We start from the raw sequence: 1,819 nt of genomic DNA on the forward strand, positions 1-1,819 counted from the left end.
GACCGCGCCGATCAGCGCCGCCTTCGCGGGGGCCGGGACCCGGCCCAGCGCGGCGACGTGGTCGACGAACCACAGCACCAACCGGTTGTAGGCGGCACCCAGCGCTCCGGTCAGCAGGCCGAAGGCGACGAAGAGCGGCAACCACACCAGGTCGGGGGGCCCGATCGGTGCCACCTGGAAGTCGGGGTGGTTGCCCAGGACGAGCCGGGAGCACCCGACGGCGGCCGACGCCCCGATGAGCGTGGCCAGCACGGTCTTCACCCGGAACGACTTCGTCACCTCTTCGAGGGTGAACAGGGTGCCGCCGATGGGGGCGTTGAAGGCGACCGCGAGTCCCGCCCCGCCCAGCGCCGTCTGCATCATCCTGACCTCGGAGTCGGGCAGCCGGGCCCGGCGTGCGGTCTCGGCGCCGATCGCCGCACCCATGTGCACCGTCGGGCCCTCGCGGCCCAGCACCAGCCCGGAACCGATCGCCAGCAGGCCGCCGACGAACTTCGCGGGCAGCAAGCGGATCAGGGGTGGCCGGGCGTCGCCCCGGAAGACCGCCTCGACGTGCTGGATCCCGCTGCCGGCGGCCAGGGGTTCCCACCGCACGACCAGCGCGGCCAGGGTGGCGCCGGCCGCGGCGGCGGCCAGCGGAACCAGCCAACCCGGGCCGGGCAGCCGGTGTGCCCAGTCCACGAAGTCGACGCGCAGGTGCTCGGCGGCCTGCAGACACCAGCGAAAGGCGCCGCCGACAAAACCGATGGCCACGCCGGCGACGGTCGCCGCGACGCAGATGAGCAGCGCGCCCCGCATCGAATCGTCGGGCTGGCCGGCACCTCCCGTCGGCGCGGTCATCAACCGTCCTCCTTCGACGCTGGGCAAACCCGACCGGCACCCAGTCTCTCAGATCGGCGGTCGCGACCAGACAGGCGCGTCCCGCAGGACGGTACACACCGCCGGCATGGCGACCAGGCGGCGGTTTGGGATCCGGGAGAGACCTGCGACGGGAAATCCGCCGAATGCGTCGATCAGGACCCGGCTGACCGCCGCCCGCGGGGCCACCCGATGATCCGGCTCCGGCCAGATTCGATCCGAGCGCCGAATCAGATTAGACTGCAACGCTTTTCACGCTGCAACCGCTACCGCGTTGCGCTCTGCTACAGCCGTGGCCGCGGGAGTCGAAGTGATGACGCCATAATCGCGGGCCAGTTCAGCGATGCGGGGGCCCCGTCGCGAATCGCACAGCACAAGCCGTGCGTCGGCACCCTCGGGTACCCGTCGCGGTGTTGGGTCGACAACCAGCCTGCACACTGTTCTCTGCGAACGACTTTGACGACTGATCACGGCAGACGGCGACAGTTCGGGGATCGCAGTCCTACGCACGGGCTCCGTCGGCCGAAGGCCCGCCTGGGCACCCAGGCCCTCAGGAAGCCGACGCCGCCGGTCCGACCACGACGTCGAAGTATCCGACTCGTCGCTCACCTTGAGCCCGTGTAGCTCGACGGCAGGCCCGCGGGTCGCTACCGATGCCTGGCCGTCATCTTCCCCCCACTCGCGGCTGATTCCCAGGCTCGGCCATCGCAGTCGACAGGACAACCGCGTCGTCGTGGAGGATGATTGGGCGATGCGATTCCTGATCGTATTGGCCAATGTCGCATTGGCCAATCTGGCCGCCATCGTCGGCTCGGCGGTGCCGGCGCAAGCCGAGCCCAGCAGCATCGACCCGGGTACTGACAGGAGCTTTCTGAGCCAGCTCACCCAAGCGGGCATCACCTATACCAACGGACCTGCCGCCGTGGCAGCCGCCCATACGGCGTGCAACATGATGGATTCA

The 1,819-nt window shown here is 69.9% G+C and carries 2 protein-coding genes; one reads left to right on the forward strand and one right to left on the reverse strand.

The window, feature by feature from the left end; all coding sequences use genetic code 11:
- Window positions 1-840, reverse strand: an 840-nt coding sequence (locus AC2VON_RS05960) for a chloride channel protein (protein ID WP_486952111.1), incomplete at its 3' end; no start/stop codon positions are given.
- A 769-nt stretch (window positions 841-1,609) separates the two neighbouring features.
- Here AC2VON_RS05960 and AC2VON_RS05965 point away from each other — a divergent pair.
- On the forward strand, window positions 1,610-1,819 hold a 210-nt coding region (locus AC2VON_RS05965; RefSeq protein ID WP_486952112.1), incomplete at its 3' end, for a DUF732 domain-containing protein.

Source organism: Mycobacterium sp. TH-M82, assembly GCF_057473605.1.